The sequence below is a fragment of the Streptomyces niger genome (assembly GCF_000718305.1).
GTDB classification, from domain to species: domain Bacteria; phylum Actinomycetota; class Actinomycetes; order Streptomycetales; family Streptomycetaceae; genus Streptomyces; species Streptomyces niger.
This window is the reverse complement of record NZ_JOFQ01000007.1, coordinates 227285-245565: the sequence shown is the minus strand read 5'-3', so window position 1 is coordinate 245565 and position 18281 is coordinate 227285. Positions and strand designations below refer to the sequence as shown.

The following is an 18281-nucleotide window of genomic DNA, read 5'->3' as shown; positions in this document are numbered from 1 at the left end:
GGCTCAGCCCACGGCGCGGTGGACGACGACGCCACCGGTCATGGTGAGCGCCACCGGCGCCTCCCCCACCTCGTCGGCCGGCGCCGTCACCGGGTCCACCCCCAGCGCGGTGAGGTCGGCCCGGAAGCCGGGCGCGATACGTCCCGCGTACGCCTCCTCGCCCGCCGCGAGCGCGGCATGCGAGGTGCAGCCCTCCAGCGCCATCTCGCCGGTGAGCGCCTGCTCGACGGTGACCGGCGCGGTGTCCGGCGCGCCGGCGGGGCGGCGCAGCCGGGCAGTGGCGAGCACGCCCCGCGGGTCGTAGTGGGCGATCGGCCAGTCGGAGCCGAGGACCAGGACGGCGCCCGCGTCCCGCAGGTCCCGGCACCGCCAGGCCCGGCCGGCGCGCTCCTCGCCCACCCGCTTGGACCACTCGTCGGTGTGGTCGGCGCGGGTGTACGCGGTGTGGGTGGGCTGCATCGAGGCGGTCACCCCGAGCGCGGCGAAGCGCGGCAGCTGCGCGTCCGGCACGGTCTCGATGTGCTCGATGCGGTGGAGCCCGCGCTGCCCCGGGTCGCCCAGCGCCTCGACGGTGTCCAGCACGTGCCGGACCGCGGCGTCGCCGATGGCGTGCGTGGCGGTCCGTACGCCGGCCCGGGCGAGGTGGTGGACGGCGCGGGTGTACGCGGCGGGATCGGGCCAGAACGCCTCGGTGCCCTGGCCGTGGCAGTCGGCGTGTTCCAGCCAGGCGGTGCCGCCCTCGACGGTGCCGTCCATGAAGAACTTCACGCCGCCCACCCGCCAGCGCCGCCCGGCCCGGCGCTGCAGGGCGATCAGCTCGTCCAGCGTCCCGGTGTCCGCGCCGGGCATGCACCAGGGGGCGATCCGCAGCCGTACGGGAAGGTCGCCGCCGTCCTCGATACCGGCGAGCAGGTCCAGGGCGTCGGTGCTCTCCAGGTCCATGACGTGCGCGCCGGTCAGGCCGGTGGCGGCCATGTCGCCGAGCAGGGTGAGCAGCCGGGCGCGCCGTTCGGCGGCCGTCGGGCGGGGCAGCACCGGGCCCATCAGATCCATGGCGGCGTGCTCGACGAGGTGTCCGGTGGGCTGCCCGTCGGCGTCGCAGACGACCTCGGCCCGCTGGTCGAAGGCGCGCGGCCCGTCGATCTTCGCGGCGGCCAGCGCGGGCCCGCTGGCCAGCGCGGAGTGCCCGTCGTACAGCCGGATGAAGGCGGGCACCCCGCCGAGCGCGGGCTCGATCAGCTCGCGGTGCACGGGCCGGCCGCCGAAGACGTTGTGGTCCAGGCCCCACGCCAGGACCCAGCCGCCGGGGCCGGCCGCGCGCGCCGCACCGGCCAGCGCCTCCCGCAGCCCGGCCAGGTCGCGGCAGCCGGAGAGGTCGAGCCCGGTGGACATCTCCACGCCCCAGACCGGGTGGCTGTGCCCGTCGACCAGGCCGGGGGTGAGGGTCGCCCCGGCCAGGTCGATCACCTCGGTGTGCGCGCCGCGCCAGTCCCGTGCGTCGCGCTCCTCGCCGACGGCCGTGATCAGCCCGTCCTTGACCGCGACGGCGGAGGCCCAGGGCCGTTCCGGGTCGAGCGTGCGGACGCGGGCGCCGGTCAGGACGGTGTCGGCGGCGGTGACGGGCTGGGACACGGGGGTCTCCTTACGGGAGGGGCGATACGGGGTCGGTACGGGCGACGGCCGGTCAGTCGGGCGCGGCGGACGGCGCGTGCACGGACGGCTCGGACGGCTCGAACGGCTCGGACGGCTCGAACGGCTCGGACGGCTCGGGCGGCTCGGGCGGCTCGGCGGCGAACTCCGCGTACACCCGGGGGCGGCTGCGGCGGATCCGCAGGGCGATCAGTACGCCGATCGCGAAGGCGGCGGGGACCGTGAGGACCAGCACGGCGTTGGTGCCGAACGGCGCCGCCGTCATCAGCCCGATCTTGGCGATGACCAGCCAGAGCGCGCCCGCCATCAGCACGGTGGCGGCGGCCGGTGCGAACCGGGTGCGCCAGCGGCCCTCCGTGTGCCGGATGCGGCGGAAGAAGCAGGGCACCGCCACGGCGGTGAGCGCCTGGAGCGTCAACAGGCCGAGCATGCCGGGGGTGTTCATCCACAGCAGGAGCTGGTGGTACGGGTCGGCGCCGGCGAGCGCGAAGCCCGCGACGACCAGCAGCGCGAGGACGCTCTGCAGCGCCCCGGCGACGTACGGGGAGCGGTGCTCGGGGTGCACCCGGCCGAGAAGGGGCGGCAGGACGCCTTCCTGGGACAGCGAGAGCCCGTAGCGGTTGATTGCGTTGTGGAAGGCCAGCTGGGAGGCGAGGATGCTGGTCACGATGAAGACGTGCATCAGGTCGGCGGCCCAGGCCCCGACGTAGTGCGTGGTCGCGGTGAAGAAGAGGCCCGCCGGGTCGGTGGCCACCGCCTTGAGGACCTTCGTGCCGCCGAACGCCTGGATGACGATCCAGACGCTGAACGCGTAGAAGAGGCCGAGGAAGCCGACGGCGATGTAGGTGGCGCGCGGGACGGTGCGGCCCGGATCGCGGGCCTCGCGGCGGTAGATGGCGGTGGACTCGAAGCCGGTGAAGGCGGCGAAGGCGAAGGCCAGGACGGCGCCGGTGCCGGGCACGAGGACGCTGCCGGGCGTGAAGGAGTCCAGCGCGAGGCCGTCCGCGCCGCCGTGCAGCAGCACTCCGCCGGCCAGCAGGACGAGGATGCCGGTCTCGGCGACGAGCAGGACGCCGAGGACCTTCGCGCCGAAGTCGATGGACCGGTAGCCCAGGTACCAGATGACGAAGACGCCGCCGAGCGCGATCGGCTGCCAGGGCACGTGGATCCCCCACAGCGCCGCCAGCGCGTCCTGGGTGCCGGTGGCGAGCAGGCCGTAGACGCCGATCTGCATGCCGTTGTAGGCGAGCAGGGCCAGCGTGGCGGCGCCGAAGCCGGCCGGGCGGCCGAGGCCCCGGGTGATGAACGCGTAGAAGCCGCCGCCGTGCCGGACGTGCCGGGTCATCGCGGTGAAGCCGACCGCGAAGAGGGCGAGGGTGGCGCCGGCGAGGAGGTAGCCGACCGGCGCGCCGATGCCGCCGATGCCGATGGCCAGCGGCGCGACGCCGGCCATGACGGTGAGCGGGGCCGCGGCGGAGACCACGAAGAAGGCGATGTCGGCGACGCCGAGGGTGCCCGTGCGCAGCGCGGGGGCGCCCTCGGCGGGTGGTGGTGCGGTGTGCTGCGGTGCCCCGTTGCGGGCCCCGGACTCTGCGGTCATGCGCTCTGCTGCCCTTCTGCTGCGGGAGAGGGGTGGAGCGGTCCGGCACGTACGTGGGTGGAACGGCAGCGCGACCGCGGCGAAACCTAAAGCCTTTCGGTTTTCGGCAATGTAGTCGCCGCCGTACGATTCCGGAAGACCTCACGGGCGGGAGATCAAAGATGGGGCGGCCGCGGAAGGCCCTGCTGGACCGGGAGCGCATCGGTGCGACGGCGCTCGAACTCGTCGACGAGACGGGCGACTTCAGCGTGCCGGAGGTGGCCCGCCGACTCGGCGTGCAGACCGCCTCGGTGTACCACCACGTGGACGGCCGGGCCGGCGTGATCGAACTGCTGCGGGAGCGGGTCACCGACGCGATCGACCCCGGCACGCTCGCCGGCGTGGACTGGGACGTGGCCCTGGAGAACTGGGCGCGCTCCTACCGCGCGGCGTTCGCCGCCCACCCGCGGACCATCCCGATGCTCATGACCGCACCGGTGCGCGCGCCGCGGGTGCTCGCACAGTACGAGACCGTGGCCGGGCTGCTGCTGGCCGCGGGCTTCGATCCGGCGCTCGTCCTGCCGATCGTCACCGGCCTGGACAACATCGTCCTGGGCTCGGCCCTGGACATGTCGGCCCCGGACACGATGTGGGACGTCAGCGCGGGCCCGGACGTGCCCCGGCTCGCCGCTGCTCAGGCCGTCACCGGCCCGGCCCGCGCCGACCGGGCCTTCGACCTGACCCTGACCGGTTTCCTCGGCCACTGCCGGGAACTGTTGCGAACCGGCCCGGCTCACGCCCCGTAGAACAACTCCTCCACCACGCCGCGCGCCCGCCGCGTGGTCCGCCGGTAGTCGTCCAGCATCTCCCCGACGTGCCCCTCCTCGTACCCGAGGTAGCGCCCCACCGCGGCCAGCTCCCGGGCATCGCCGGGGAAGGTGTCGCCGGGCCGGCCGCGTACCAGCATCACCGCGTTCCGCACGCGCGTGGCCAGCACCCACGCCTCGTCCAGCGTCCGCGCGTCGTCCGCGCCGATCAGCCCGGCCTCGCGCGCCGCGGCCAGCGCCACCCGGGTGCGGGTGGTGCGCAGCTCCGGCAACTCGTGGCCGTGCCGCATCTGGAGCAGCTGGACGGTCCACTCCACGTCGCTCAGGCCGCCGCGCCCCAGCTTGGTGTGCATCGTCGGGTCGGCGCCGCGCGGCAGCCGCTCGGACTCCATGCGCGCCTTGAGCCGGCGGATCTCGCGTACCGCGTCCTCGCGCAGCCCCTCGCGCGGGTAGCGCAGCGGGTCCGCCAGCTCGATGAACCGCTGCCCGACCTCGGCGTCGCCCGCGACCGGCTCGGCCCGCAGCAGCGCCTGCGCCTCCCAGGTCAGCGACCAGCGGCGGTAATACGCGGCGTACGAGGCGAGCGTGCGGATCAGCGGCCCGGTCTTGCCCTCCGGGCGCAGGTCCGCGTCGATCATCAGCGGCGGGTCGGAGGAGGGCAGCTGCAGCAGCCGGCGCATTTCGTTGGCCACCGCGAACGCCGCCTTGGCGGCCTCCTGCTCGTCGGCGCCCTCGCGCGGCTCGTGCACGAACAGCACGTCCGCGTCCGAGCCGTAGTTCAGCTCGTGCCCGCCGAAGCGACCCATGCCGATCACGGTGAAGCGGGTCGGCAGGGTGTCGCCCCACTGCTCGCGCACCGCGGCCCGCAGCGCGCCCGCGATCGTCGCCGCGTTCAGGTCGGACAGCGCCGAGCCCACCGCGTCCACCGCCTGCCCGTGGTCCTCCTCCGCCGGGCTGGACTCCGTGCCGTACGCGCCGATCAGGTCGGCGGCCGCGGTACGGAACAGCTCGCGGCGGCGCACCCCGCGGGCCGCCGCCACCGCCTGCTCCGCGCCGTCCGCGCGGCCGACGGCGGCCAGCACCTCCTGCTCCAGCGCGGCCCGGCCGCGCGGCTTCAGCCCGTCGGGCGCGCCGAGCAGCGCGACCGCTTCGGGGGCGCGCAGCAGCAGGTCGGGGGCGAGCCGCCCGGCGGACAGCACGCGGGCGAGGTTCTCGGCGGCCGCGCCCTCGTCGCGCAGCAACCGGAGGTACCAAGGGGTCTTGCCGAGCGCGTCGGAGACCTTGCGGAAGCCCAGCAGCCCGGCATCCGGATCGGCGGAGTCGGCGAACCAGCCCAGCAGCACCGGCAGCAGGGTCCGCTGGATGGCGGCCTTGCGGGTGACGCCGGAGGCCAGCGCCTCCAGGTGGCGCAGCGCGGCGACCGGGTCCTCGTAGCCCAGTGCCTCCAGGCGCTGCCCGGCGGCCTTCGCGGAGAGCCGGATCTCGCCCGGCTCCAGCACGGCGACGGCGTCCAGCAGCGGGCGGTAGAACAGCTTCTCGTGCAGCCGGCGCACCTCGCGCGCGTGCCACCGCCACTCCTTGCGGAGGGTGTCGACCGGCTCGGTGCGCATGCCGAGCGAGCGGGCGAGCCGGCGCAGCTCGTGGTCCTCCTCCGGCATCAGATGCGTACGGCGCAGCTTGTGCAGCTGGATGCGGTGCTCCAGGGTGCGCAGGAAGCGGTAGGCCGCGTCCAGCGCGGTGGCGTCCTGCCGGCCGACGTACCCGCCGGCGGCGAGCGCCTTCAACGCGTCGAGCGTGGTGGCGCTGCGCAGCGTGGCGTCGCTGCGGCCGTGCACCAACTGCAGCAGCTGCACGGCGAATTCCACGTCCCGCAGCCCGCCGGGGCCGAGCTTGAGCTCGCGGTCGACCTGGGCGGCGGGGATGTTGGCGACGACCCGGCGGCGCATCTGGCGGACGTCGGCGATGAAGTTCTCGCGCTCGGCGGCCTGCCAGACCAGCGGGGTGACGGCGTCGACGTACTCCTGCCCGAGCTGCGGGTCGCCGGCCATCGGGCGGGCCTTCAGCAGCGCCTGGAACTCCCAGGTCTTCGCCCAGCGTTGGTAGTACGCGAGGTGGCTGCTGAGGGAGCGGACGAGGGGGCCGTTGCGGCCCTCGGGGCGGAGGTTGGCGTCGACGGGCCAGATCGTGCCCTCGGGGGTGACGTCGGAGCAGACCCGCATCATGCGCGCGGCGAGCCGGGTGGCGGCCCGCATCGCGTCGGACTCCTCGACGCCGTCCTTCGGTTCGGCGACGAAGATGACGTCCACGTCGGAGACGTAGTTCAGCTCGTGGCCGCCGCACTTGCCCATGCCGATGACGGCGAGCCGGCTGACGGCCGCGTCCCCGGGCTGCTCCTCGGAGGCGATCTCCAGCGCGGCCCGCACCGTGGCCGTGGCCAGGTCCGCGAGCTCCGCCGCGGTCTCCGCCACGTCCGTCGTGCCGCACACGTCACGGGCCGCGATGCCCAGCAGTGCCCGGCGGTACGTGGCCCGCAGCGCGTCCTCGCGGCTGAGGCCGGCGCCCCGGTCGCCCCAGATGCCCTCGGCGAGCGCCTGCTCGAACTCCGGCGTGGTGGGGTGCAGGTCCGCCGACTCGTACGTGGCCAGCGTCTCCCAGTCCGCCGGGTGCCGGACGAGGTGGTCGGCGAGCGCCTCGGAGGCGCCCAGCACGCCCAGCAGCCGGTCCCGCAGCGGCTTGGCGGTGACCAGGGTGGACAACAACCGCTGCTGGTCCCCCGCCGGCTGCGCCTCGACCAGCCGGACCAGGCCTCTGAGCGCCTGGTCCGGATCGGCGGTGGCCCCGAGTGCTTCGAGGAGCACCGAGTCGGACCGTACGGAAGACAGTTCGGGGGCGTCCAGCAGCTCCCCGGCTGCCTGCGGATCGGTGAAACCGTGCCGCAGCAGCCGGGTGAACGTGCTGCTCCGCCGTCCCTGCGGAGCGGGAAGTGCCATCGGGCGGTTGCCTCTCGGAGAACCTGCCGGATCGGTTTTTCGGATGAACGGACCGCGCGGGAGGCCGCTAGAGCACCGGCAGCATCTTGCGCAGCTCGAAGGCGGTGACCTCGGAGCGGTACTCCTCCCACTCCTGCTTCTTGTTGCGGAGGAAGAAGTCGAAGACGTGCTCGCCCAGGGTCTCCGCGAGCAGTTCGCTGCGCTCCATCAGGGAGATGGCCTCGCCGAGGTTCTGCGGCAGCGGCTCGATGCCCAGCGCGCGCCGCTCGGCATCCGACAGGGCCCACACGTCGTCGTCGGCGCCGGCGGGGAGTTCGTACCCCTCCTCGATGCCCTTGAGGCCGGCGGCGAGCAGCACCGCGTACGTCAGGTAGGGGTTGGCGCCGGAGTCGATGGAGCGCACCTCGACCCGGGTCGAACCCATCTTGCCGGGCTTGTACATGGGGACCCGGATCAGTGCCGAGCGGTTGTTGTGGCCCCAGCAGATGTACGAGGGGGCCTCACCACCGGCGCCCGCCGGGCGGTTGGCGCCGCCCCAGATCCGCTTGTAGGAATTCACCCACTGGTTGGTGATCGCGGAGGTCTCGGCGGCGTGCCGCAGCAGGCCCGCGATGAAGGACCGGCCGACCTTGGAGAGCTGGTACTCGGCGCCCGACTCGTGGAAGGCGTTGCGGTCGCCCTCGAAGAGCGAGAGGTGGGTGTGCATGCCGGAGCCGGGGAACTCCGAGAACGGCTTCGGCATGAAGGTCGCCTGCACGCCCTGCTCCAGCGCGACCTGCTTCATGACCAGCCGGAACGTCATGATGTTGTCGGCCGTCGAGAGCGCGTCGGCGTAGCGCAGGTCGATCTCCTGCTGGCCCGGGGCGCCCTCGTGGTGGCTGAACTCCACCGAGATGCCCATCGACTCCAGCATCGTGATCGCCTGGCGCCGGAAGTCCATGCCGACGTTCTGCGGGGTGTGGTCGAAGTAGCCGGAGGAGTCGGCGGGGGTGGGCCGCCCGCCGTCCACCGGCTTGTCCTTCAGCAGGAAGAACTCGATCTCGGGGTGGGTGTAGAAGGTGAACCCCAGGTCGGAGGTCTTGGCCAGAATCCGCTTGAGGACGTAGCGCGGGTCGGCGTAGGAGGGGGAGCCGTCCGGCATCAGGATGTCGCAGAACATCCGGGCGGTGCCGGGGGCCTCCGCGCGCCACGGCAGGATCTGGAACGTCCCCGGGTCCGGCTTGGCGATCATGTCGGACTCGTAGACCCGCGCGAAGCCCTCGATGGCCGAACCGTCGAAGCCGATGCCCTCGTCGAAGGCCTGCTCCAGCTCGGCGGGGGCCACCGCGACCGACTTCAGGAAACCGAGCACATCGGTGAACCACAGCCGTACGAAGCGGATGTCGCGCTCCTCCAGCGTGCGGAGCACGAACTCCTGCTGCTTGTCCATGTTCACCAATCCTTGCAGGTCGAACGGCCTGTCCACGCCCATCGCCCTTGACGGGGCGCGGCACGCCAGTATCGCGTGCGGGGGTTACCGTCACATTACGTTGTCGCGGCCCCTTCGGGCAGGCCCGGGGGATGCACGGGGTTTCGTGGTTCCCCCGCCGTTCCGGCCAAACCGTTGACGCGCTCCTGACAGTGCCGTCGGGACGGTGGGACGCTGCCTTCTGCATGACCTCCGCACGACCTCTGCACGGCGTCGTGCATCCGTCGTACATCCGCACCGCCCGCTCCGCTCCGGGCCGCCGGCCGGCTGCCCGTACGTCGTGGCCCGCGGCACCCGCGCGGCCATCGCACCAGGGGGTACGCGTGAGATTCACCGACCTGGGCCCCGGCACCGCCCGGCGCTCCCGCTCCCGCACGGCCGTCCGCACGGCCCGCAGAACCGTTACGGCACTCTTCGTCGCCGGCACGCTCGGCACCACGGCGCTCGCCGCTCCGGCCGCGGCCGCCGACCGGCCCGGCACCCCACCGGCCGTCTCCACGCCGGCCGCGTCCACGCCGGCCGCGTCCACGCCGGACAAGAAGCCGCCCGCGGCGAAGAAACACGACGCGAGGAAGGCGGTCGCCTACTGGACCGCCGCCCGCATGCGCGCCGCGAAGCCGCTGGACCTGCTGTCGGTCGCCCGGCGGAAGCTCTCCGCAGCGGCCGCCCACGCCACGACGGACGCGGTGCCGCGCGGCAGGGCGACGGCCGTCCCGCCCACGCTGCCGCTGCCGTCCCTGCCGCTCCCCGCGCTGAAGGCCTTCCCGCAGCCCGGCGGTCCGTGGACCGGCGGCGGCCAGGTCGTGATGACGACCGGCCGGGTCTTCTTCACCTACCAGGGCCGCCAGGCCTCCTGCTCCGGTGACGCCGTGACCAGCAAGAACGGCAGCACGATCCTCACCGCGGGACACTGCGTGAAGCTGGACGGCGCCTGGCACACCAACTGGGTCTTCGTGCCCGGCTACAAGGACGGCGCGGCCCCGTACGGCAAGTGGGGCGCGAGCAAGACCCTCGCCACCCCGCAGTGGACGGCGAGTGAGGACATCAACTACGACGTCGGCGCCGCGGTCGTCGCCCCGCTGAACGGCAAGCGGCTCACCGACACGGTCGGCGGCCAGGGCGTCTCCTTCAACTCCGGCTACCTCCAGAAGATGTACGCGTTCGGCTACCCGGCGGCAGCTCCGTACGACGGCACCAAGCTCATCTACTGCAGCGGCACCACCACGAAGGACCCGTTCTTCTCGAAGGACCACGCGCTGACCTGCAACATGACGGGCGGGTCCAGCGGCGGCCCGTGGTTCCGGACGTTCGACGAGAAGACCGGCACCGGACAGCAGGCCTCGGTGAACAGCTTCGGCTACTCCTTCCTGCCCAACACGATGTTCGGCCCGTACTTCGGCAACGACGCGAAGGACCTGTACGACAAGGCCCAGGAGAGCTGACCCGAAGTCGTCACCTCTCCGGCCTGCGGAGACTCCGGTCCCCGTATCGACGCGCCAACACGGGACCGGAGTCATCGCAGGCACGAAGCCACCTGTACCTCACACAGCCACAAGCCTGACCCGGTCACCGCAGAGCTTGGTCATGTCGTCGATGTCAGAGGTCAGCATGACTACTGGGCGCTGCTGACGCATGGCAGCTTCGGCCACTGCCGCGTCGATGGCGTACTCGTGACCGTGGAGCCCAGCTTGCAGCAACAGCGACGAGGCCGCCTTCGCCTCCTCGTCGCCCACCGGAACGGCGCGAAGGCCGGACAGTACCCAGTTCAACCGGGCCTTGTTCGTTCGCCCATGGACGGCCTCGATGATGGTGAGCGCGCAGATCACCACCTCCATGCCCCGGGAACGCGCCTCCGCGACCAGGGCCACCACCGTCTCGTCATCGCCGAGCAGCTTGGAGAACCCCTCACTGTCGAGGACAAGCGTCCCCTCGTGACTCAGCTTGTGGCGGGCCACTGGAATTCCTCGGCGAACACCTCGTCGAAGACCTGCCGCGCCTTCTGCCGTGCTTGCTCAGAGATCGGCCCCTTACGGCCCTCGTAGTCCGCCAGGTACTCATCCAGCACTTGCCCGCGCAACTCCCGCTCAACGGCCGTGGCGATGAACGCGGAGAACTCCCGCTTCCCCACCCGGGCACGGATGGCCTCCGCGGTCCCTTCGGGCAAGGAGAGGCTGACCCTGGTCGCCGGCCCCTCCCCGATGCTGTACGTCGTCTCGGACATGAACCCCATAGTGTCAAAAAAGTAGGAAACTTGGAAGTCCCGCACACCTGCGTCCGCCCTGGAAGCCAACCCGGGGCGCGTTCCGATACCCCGTGGGGGTAAGGTGGCGGACGAGAGACCGACCGTACGCCTGCCCCCGTGGGAGCCCCGATGCGCGCGCAGTGGAAGGCCGCCGCCTGGTGCGGCCGGCTGCTGCTGTTCGCGGCGCTGGTGGCCGGCATCGTCACCATGCACACCTTCGGCCACCCCATGCCGGGCGAAGGGCACGGGAACGCCGCCCCCATGACGGCGGCCCCCATGACGGCCGCCGCGCCGGCGGCCCATTCCCCGGCAGCCCACGTCCCTGTGACGCAGGCCGCGGCGCACGACGGCCACCGGCACGCCGCCGCGCCCGGGCCGCACGGCATGGATCCCGGTTCGGTCTGCCTGGCCGTGCTCTCGGCCTGGTCGTGCGCGTTGCTGGCCGCGGCCGGACTGCTCGTCCGCCGTCGGCGCCCCGCCGGGCTCTCCGCCGCCGCCCTGGCCCGGCTGCTGCGTGCCCTCTGGCCGATTCCGCCACCGCTCCCCCGCCACAAACACCTCGCCCGCCTCTCCGTGCTGCGCGTGTAGCAGCGCCCGGCCGCCGACGTGCGTACCGGCACCCCCGCCGTACCCGTCAGCGGTCCCGCGCCCGCTCCTTCACCCGCACCACCACACGAGGTGTTACTCCCATGCGTACGCACACCCGCCGCGCCGTCCTCGGCGCGGGCATCGCCGCCGCCGGCGGCACCCTGCTCACCGCCTGCGCGTCCGGCTCCGCCGGCACGTCGGACCAGGACCACGCAGGCCGGACCACGAGCCGCCCCGAAGGCCCCGGCGGCTTCGTCTCCCCCGACGGCGCGGAGGTCGCCGCGGCGGAGAAGGCCAGGGCCACCAAGGGCTCCACCGTCCGGAAGGTCGCCCTCACCGCCGCCGCCACCCGCCTCGACCTCGGCGATCGCACGGTCCGCAGCTGGGCGTACGGCGACGCGCTGCCCGGCAAGGAGGTCCGGGTCACCGCGGGCGACACCCTCGCCCTCACCCTGGCCAACCACCTCCCGCAGGCCACGTCGATGCACTGGCACGGCCTCGCCCTCCGCAACGACATGGACGGGGTGCCGGACCTGACCCAGCGCGCCGTCAAGCCCGGCGGGTCGTTCGAGTACCGCTTCGTCACGGCCCACCCCGGCACGTACTGGTTCCACCCGCACTCCGGCACCCAGCAGGACCGGGGCCTGTACGCGCCGCTGATCGTCGAGGACCCCAAGGAGCCGCTGAAGTACGACAAGGAGTGGGTCGTCGTCCTGGACGACTGGGTCGACGGGGTGGACGGCTCCACTCCCGACGCCGTGCTCGCCGAACTCCGCATGGGCATGGGCTCCATGGACCACGGCGACGGCTCCATGGACCACGGGGGCATGGACCACGGGGGCATGGACCATGGCGACATGGGCCACGACATGGCGGGCATGTCGATGACGGACATGTCGAGGACGGACATGCCGATGACGGCCGCGGCGAAGCCGACCCCGAGCGGCGGCCCGTCCCGGATGATGATGGGCGCCACCAGCAAGCTGCTCGGCGGCGACGCGGGCGATGTGGCCTACCCGTACTACCTGGTCAACGGGCGTACGCCGACGGATCCCGAGACGTTCAGGGCGCGGCCGGGCGACCGGATCCGGATCCGCCTGATCAACGCGGGCGGCGACACCGCCTTCCGGGTCGCGCTCGGCGGCCACGCGATGACGATCACCCACACCGACGGCTTCCCCGTACGGCACCGGGACACCGACGCGCTGCTGCTGGGCATGGGCGAGCGCTACGACGTGCTGGTCACCGTCAAGGACGGCGCCTTCCCGCTCATCGCGGTCGCCGAGGGCAAGAAGCGGGCCGGTCTCGCCGTGCTGCGCACCGGCGGCGGCGCGGCGCCCGACGCCTCCGTACGCCCCGCCGAGCTGTCCGGGAAACTGCTCACCGCCGACCGGCTGACGGCCGATCCCGCCGTGCGGCTGCGCTCGCGCCACCCGGACCGCACCGTGACGCTGGACCTCACGGGCTCGATGGCGAAGTACGACTGGGCGCTCAACGGCCGGCCGTACGACCCGGACCAGCGCTATCCGGTCCGCGCGGGGGAACGCGTACGGCTCTCCTTCCGCAACACGACGACGATGTGGCACCCGATGCACCTGCACGGCCACACCTTCGCGCTGGGCGGCGGCAGCGGCCCGCGCAAGGACACCGCGATCGTGCTGCCCGGGAAGACCGTGCACGCCGACTTCGACGCCGACAATCCGGGCCTGTGGATGCTCCACTGCCACAACATCTACCACTCGGAGTCCGGGATGATGACGGTCCTCGGCTACCGGAGGTAGCCGGACCGGGGGCGGGGGCGGGGCGGGGCTCCGGCGTACGCCAGGGACCCGCCCCCGCAACGGCAACGGCAACGGCAACGGCAACGGCAACACTCCCGAAACACGGACGCCACACATAACGTCAAACCGACGAATACACTCGGCCGCGTGCCTCGACTTCGCCTCGCTCTGCATCAGGCCGACTTCTGGGTGGGCGACCTCGCCCGGAACGCCGAAACCGTCGTGCGCCGCACCCGGGAGGCGGCCGGGCGGGGAGCGCACCTGGTCGCGTTCCCCGAGATGGCGCTGACCGGCTATCCCGTGGAGGACCTCGCGCTGCGCCCCTCCTTCGTGGCCGCCAGCCGTGCGGCGCTGCGCGCCCTCGCCACGCGACTGGCCGCCGAGGGCCTCGGCGAGACCGTCGTCGTCACCGGCTACCTGGACCGGTGCGAGCATGCCGCGCCGCGGTACGGGCGCCCGGCGGGCGCCCCGCAGAACGCCGCCGCCGTGCTGCACCGCGGCCGGGTGGCGCTCACCTTCGCCAAGCACCACCTGCCCAACTACGGCGTCTTCGACGAGTTCCGGTACTTCGTGCCCGGCGACACGCTCCCCGTCGTACGGCTGCACGGCGTCGACATCGCGCTCGCCATCTGCGAGGACCTCTGGCAGGACGGCGGCCGGGTCCCGGCGGCCCGGACGGCCGGCGCGGGCCTGCTGCTGTCCGTCAACGCCTCCCCCTACGAGCGGGACAAGGACGACACCCGGCTGGAACTGGTGCGTAAGCGTGCGCAGGAGGCCGGCTGCACGACGGCGTACCTGGCGATGACCGGCGGCCAGGACGATCTGGTCTTCGACGGGGACTCGATCGTGGTCGACGCGTCCGGCGAGGTGCTCACCCGGGCCCCGCAGTTCACCGAGGAGTGTCTGCTCCTCGACCTGGACCTGCCGGCCGCCGCGGCGGAGCCGCCGGCCGGCGTCGTCGACGACGGCCTCCGCGTCGACCACGTCACCCTCTCCGCCGACCCGCTGCCCCCGTACGAGCCGCTGCCGATGCCCGCGCCGGCGCCGCGCCTGGACGCCGCCGAGGAGATCTACGGCGCGCTGGTCATGGGGCTGCGCGCCTACCTCACCAAGAACGGCTTCCGCAGCGTCGTCATCGGCCTGTCCGGCGGCATCGACTCGGCGCTGGTCGCGGCCCTCGCCGTCGACGCCCTGGGCCCCGAGAACGTGTACGGTGTCTCGCTTCCCTCCCGGTACTCCTCGGAGCACTCCAAGGACGACGCCGCCGAACTGGCCCGCCGTACCGGCCTGCACCACCGCACGATCCCCATCGGGCCCATGTTCGACGCGTACCTGGGGTCGCTGCCGCTCACCGGCCTGGCCGAGGAGAACCTCCAGTCCCGCATCCGCGGCACGACGCTGATGGCGCTCTCCAACCAGGAGGGCCACCTCGTCCTGGCGCCCGGCAACAAGTCCGAGCTGGCGTGCGGCTATTCGACCCTCTACGGCGACTCCGTAGGGGCGTACGGTCCGATCAAGGACGTCTACAAGACGGTCGTCTTCCAGCTCGCGAAGTGGCGCAACCGGGCGGCGGTCGAACGCGGTGAGACACCGCCCATCCCGGAGCGCTCGATCAGCAAGCCGCCCAGCGCGGAGCTGCGTCCCGGCCAGGTCGACACCGACTCCCTGCCCGACTACCCGACGCTCGACGCGATCCTGGACCTGTACGTCGACCGCGACCTCGGCCACGACGAGATCATCGCCCGGGGCCACGACCCGGAGCTGGTCACCCGCGTCCTCCGCCTCGTCGACGCCGCCGAGTACAAGCGCCGCCAGTACCCGCCGGGCACGAAGATCTCCGCCAAGGGGTTCGGCAAGGACCGCCGCCTGCCGGTGACCAACCGGTGGCGGGAGGGGTGAACCATCCCGTACCGGATCACGCTTGACCTCAAGTCCGCTTGAGGAAGCAGGCTTCACCCATGACCACCACATCCATGACCACGGCACCCACGATCACCGCACAGGACCAGGGCGAGATCGCCCTGCTCGTCAGCCGCTTCTTCCGCGCCCTCGACGCGCGCGAGTTCGCCGCGGGGTGGGCCCGCGCCTACGTCACCGACGACATCCGTACGGTGACCCCGATCGGCCTGGCCGAGGGCGCCGACGCGGTGCGGCACACGGAGGAGGCGATCCGGCGGTTCGCCCGTACCCAGCACGTCTCCGCCGATGTCCTCGTCGACGTCGACGCCGCCTCCGGAACGGCCACCGCGTCCTGGAACGCGCACATGACCCACGTGCACCACCCCGCCACGCTGGAGCGGCGCGGCCCGGGCGCCGACCCGCTGTTCACCGTGGGCGGCCGCTACGACGCCGAGCTGCGCCGCACGGACGAGGGCTGGCGGATCTCCCGGATGTCCGTCGAGGCGCTCTGGACCACGGGACAGCCGCCACTCCTGCCCGAGGGCGTGGAGCCGGTACTGCCGCGGTGACCCCGGCGCCGGAAACGCGCACGGCCGGTCCGGCGCCGCGCGGGCGCCGGACCGGCCGTCGGACCGGGCGGGTTCAGCCGAGCCGGGCGGGCTCCTGGCGGACCTTGTCGTCGCTGGTGGCGACGATGCGGGAGCGGGTCGGGGTGCGGTCCATCAGGCCGGCCGTCACCGCGATGGCGAGGCCGACGACCGCCAGAACCGCACCGACCAGGGTCGGGGAGGTCCAGCCCCAGTGCGCGGCGATGGCGACGCCGCCGAGCCAGGCACCGCCCGCGTTCGCGAGGTTGAACGCGGAGTGGTTGGAGGCGGAGGCGAGCGTCGGGGCGTGCTCGGCCTTGTTCATCACCAGCATCTGCAGCGGCGTGGTGGTCATGAAGCCGACCGCGCCCAGCACCACGACGGTGACCAGGGCCGCCCACTGCACGTGCACGGTGAAGTGGAAGAGGACCAGGGTGACGGCCAGCGCCGCGAGCGAGCCGTACAGCGTCGGGCGCAGCGCCCGGTCGGTCAGCGGGCCGGCGGCGAGCGCGCCGAGGGTCATGCCGATGCCGAAGAGCGCGAGCACGATGGGCACGGTCCCCTCGCCGAAGCCGGTGACCTTGGTCATCATCGACGCGAGGTAGCTGTAGACGGCGAACACGCCGGCGAAGCCGAAGACCGCGGTGAGCAGGCCGAGCAGCACCTGACGGTTGCCGAGGGCGCGCAGCTCGTGCTTCACGCCGTTCTGCTCGTCGCGCGGCACGTGCGGGACGAGCTTGGCCAGCGAGGCCATGGCGATCAGGCCGATGGCGGCGACGACCAGGAAGGTCGCGCGCCAGCCGAGGTGCTGGCCGAGCAGGGTCGCGGCGGGCACGCCGACGATGTTGGCGACGGTCAGGCCGAGGAACATCGTGGCGACCGCGCGGGCCTGCCGGCCTTCCTTGACCAGGCGGGCCGCCACGACCGCGCCGACGCCGAAGAACGCGCCGTGCGGCAGGCCGGCCAGCAGCCGGCCCGCGACGAGCAGGCCGAAGTTCGGAGCGAGCGCGGACGCGAGGTTGCCGACCGTGAAGACCGCCATCATGAGCAGCAGCATCCGCTTGCGGGGGATGCGCGAGCCGAGCGCGGTCAGCAGCGGGGCGCCGATGACGACACCGAGGGCGTAGGCGGAGACGAGGTAGCCGGCGGTGGGCACGGAGGTGCCCAGGTCGTCCGCGACGTTGGGCAGCAGGCCCATCATCACGAACTCGGTGGTGCCGATACCGAAGGCCGAGATCGCGAGTGCGAGCAGAGCCAAGGGCATGAGTGACCTTTCAGGATCAAAGGGGGGCGCGTTCGTGGTGACGCGCGCGAGACAGGGACAGCCTTAAGTTCTCTTCCGGAACAAAGTGTCTCAGGGATTTCATTCCGGCGCGCGAACAAGGCGTTACAGGGACAAGTCAGGGCCTGGATGAGGGAAAAATGAGGGAAACCCGGTACGGAACACGGCGGGGGGGGGGGGGCCCCCCCCCCCCCCCCCCCCCCCCCCCCGCCGTACGACCGGTGCCCGCCGGTCTCAGATCTTGAAGGACGCCGCCAGCGGCAGGTGGTCACTGCCGGTCGACGCGAGCGTCCACGCCGACGCCGGGTCCAGCCCCTTGACCATGATCTGGTCGATCCGGGCCATCGGGAACGCGGCCGGCCAGCTGAAGCCGAAGCCGTCGCCCGCCGCGCCCTGCGCCGACCGCATCTGCGCGGTGACCGGCGCGAGCGAGCGGTCGTTCATCGTGCCGTTCAGGTCGCCGAGCAGCACGACCTTGGACAGCGTCTCGTGCGCGATGGCCTCGCCCAGCGCGTCGGCGCTGCGGTCCCGCTGGTTCGCGGTGAAGCCGGCCTTGACCTTCACCCGGACCGACGGCAGGTGCGCGGTGTAGACCGCGACCCGCTCCCCGTCGGGCGTGGTGACCGTGGCGCGCAGGGCCCGTGTCCAGCCCATCTTGATGTCCACCGGGCGCGCGTCGGAGAGCGGGTACTTGCTCCACACCCCGACCGTGCCCTGCACCGAGTGGTACGGGTACTGCTTGGCCAGCGCCGTCCGGTAGGCGGGCAGCGCCTTGCCGGTCAGCTCCTCCAGCGCGATCACGTCGGCCCCGGATGCCGCGACCTTGCGGGCGGTGCCGGCCGGGTCCGGGTTGGCCGCGTCCACGTTGTGCGTGGCCACCGTCAGATTGCCGGCCGGGCCGGACTTGTCGGTGAGCTGCCCGGCGAAGAGGTTCGCCCAGACGACCACCGGCAGCACCAGCGCGACCAGCGCGGTCGCCGAGCGCCGCAGCAGGGCCGCGACGAGCAGCACCGGGATGCCCAGCCCCACCCACGGCAGGAACGTCTCCAGCAGGCTGCCGAGATTGCCCACCGAATTGGGTACGTCGGCGTGGAGGACCATGAGCAGGCCCAGCAGCACGGCGAGCACGGCCAGCACGATCCCGCGCCGCCACATGCCCGCACGGGGCCACCAACCGGTCGAGCGGCCCGTCCGGCGGCCGGTCCCGCCGGGGCCCTCGCCCCGCCCCGCCTCCGACATGTACGCCTGCGTCATCCCGATGCCCTCACTGCCGTGCTCGTGCGCCCCGCCTGGCCCTGGCTCCCAGCCCTTGACCATAGGCGATGCGCAACCTGTGCTGTCCCCTCAGGGGACGAAGCGCCGATGGCCGGAAGTTCCGCAGGTGCCCG

Annotated in this window: 14 protein-coding genes; 6 read left to right on the top strand and 8 right to left on the bottom strand. The window is 72.9% G+C overall.

Annotated features, from left to right (window positions below):
- Positions 1-3: 3 nt before the first annotated feature.
- Both IF20_RS15400 and IF20_RS15395 read right to left on the bottom strand, forming a co-directional pair.
- Complete coding sequence (locus IF20_RS15400) at positions 4-1632, bottom strand: amidohydrolase (RefSeq protein ID WP_052865723.1); 1629 nt, start codon at positions 1630-1632, stop codon at positions 4-6.
- 52 nt (positions 1633-1684) lie between these two features.
- The gene (locus tag IF20_RS15395) at positions 1685-3250 is read right to left on the bottom strand and encodes an APC family permease (RefSeq protein WP_110944188.1); all 1566 of its coding nucleotides are present in this window, start codon (positions 3248-3250) and stop codon (positions 1685-1687) included.
- A gap of 161 nt (positions 3251-3411) precedes the next feature.
- Between IF20_RS15395 and IF20_RS15390 the strand changes: the two genes are divergently transcribed.
- Entirely contained in the window at positions 3412-4035 is a 624-nt protein-coding gene (locus tag IF20_RS15390; protein ID WP_052865722.1) for a TetR/AcrR family transcriptional regulator, read from the top strand.
- On the opposite strand, the gene IF20_RS15385 is transcribed toward IF20_RS15390, so the two are convergent.
- The gene (locus IF20_RS15385) at positions 4023-7046 is read right to left on the bottom strand and encodes a bifunctional [glutamine synthetase] adenylyltransferase/[glutamine synthetase]-adenylyl-L-tyrosine phosphorylase (RefSeq protein ID WP_052865721.1); all 3024 of its coding nucleotides are present in this window, start codon (positions 7044-7046) and stop codon (positions 4023-4025) included. The two genes, IF20_RS15390 and IF20_RS15385, sit on opposite strands and share 13 nt — an antisense overlap.
- Before the next feature lie 67 nt (positions 7047-7113).
- The gene (gene glnA, locus IF20_RS15380) at positions 7114-8475 is read right to left on the bottom strand and encodes a type I glutamate--ammonia ligase (protein WP_030617823.1); all 1362 of its coding nucleotides are present in this window, start codon (positions 8473-8475) and stop codon (positions 7114-7116) included.
- Positions 8476-8837: 362 nt separating this feature from the next.
- Between glnA and IF20_RS15375 the strand changes: the two genes are divergently transcribed.
- A complete protein-coding gene (locus tag IF20_RS15375; protein WP_052865720.1) occupies positions 8838-9956 on the top strand; it encodes a trypsin-like serine peptidase in 1119 nt (372 codons plus the stop codon).
- Positions 9957-10055: 99 nt separating this feature from the next.
- Here IF20_RS15375 and IF20_RS15370 read toward each other — a convergent pair whose 3' ends face one another.
- Complete coding sequence (locus tag IF20_RS15370) at positions 10056-10469, bottom strand: DNA-binding protein (protein ID WP_052865719.1); 414 nt, start codon at positions 10467-10469, stop codon at positions 10056-10058.
- Entirely contained in the window at positions 10451-10735 is a 285-nt protein-coding gene (locus IF20_RS15365) for a hypothetical protein (RefSeq protein WP_052865940.1), read from the bottom strand. Before IF20_RS15365 ends, IF20_RS15370 begins: the two co-directional genes overlap by 19 nt.
- Positions 10736-10885: 150 nt before the next feature.
- Between IF20_RS15365 and IF20_RS15360 the strand changes: the two genes are divergently transcribed.
- The 4 genes from IF20_RS15360 (at position 10886) to IF20_RS15345 (ending at position 15593) form a co-directional block, all read left to right on the top strand.
- A complete protein-coding gene (locus tag IF20_RS15360; protein ID WP_052865718.1) occupies positions 10886-11344 on the top strand; it encodes a hypothetical protein in 459 nt (152 codons plus the stop codon).
- A gap of 101 nt (positions 11345-11445) precedes the next feature.
- Positions 11446-13125 (top strand): multicopper oxidase family protein, encoded by a 1680-nt coding sequence (locus IF20_RS15355; protein WP_052865717.1) that lies wholly within the window; start codon positions 11446-11448, stop codon positions 13123-13125.
- A 147-nt stretch (positions 13126-13272) separates the two neighbouring features.
- Entirely contained in the window at positions 13273-15024 is a 1752-nt protein-coding gene (locus tag IF20_RS15350) for an NAD+ synthase (protein ID WP_110944187.1), read from the top strand.
- A 59-nt stretch (positions 15025-15083) separates the two neighbouring features.
- On the top strand, positions 15084-15593 hold the full coding sequence (locus IF20_RS15345; protein ID WP_110944186.1) for a nuclear transport factor 2 family protein: 510 nt from the start codon (positions 15084-15086) through the stop codon (positions 15591-15593).
- 73 nt (positions 15594-15666) lie between these two features.
- Here IF20_RS15345 and IF20_RS15340 read toward each other — a convergent pair whose 3' ends face one another.
- Both IF20_RS15340 and IF20_RS15335 read right to left on the bottom strand, forming a co-directional pair.
- Positions 15667-16875 (bottom strand): MFS transporter, encoded by a 1209-nt coding sequence (locus tag IF20_RS15340; protein WP_052865716.1) that lies wholly within the window; start codon positions 16873-16875, stop codon positions 15667-15669.
- Between the two features lie 252 nt (positions 16876-17127).
- Positions 17128-18048 carry an endonuclease/exonuclease/phosphatase family protein gene (locus IF20_RS15335; protein WP_407702513.1) on the bottom strand — a complete coding sequence of 307 codons (921 nt, stop codon included), beginning with the start codon at positions 18046-18048 and terminating at the stop codon, positions 17128-17130.
- Positions 18049-18281 lie beyond the last annotated feature (233 nt).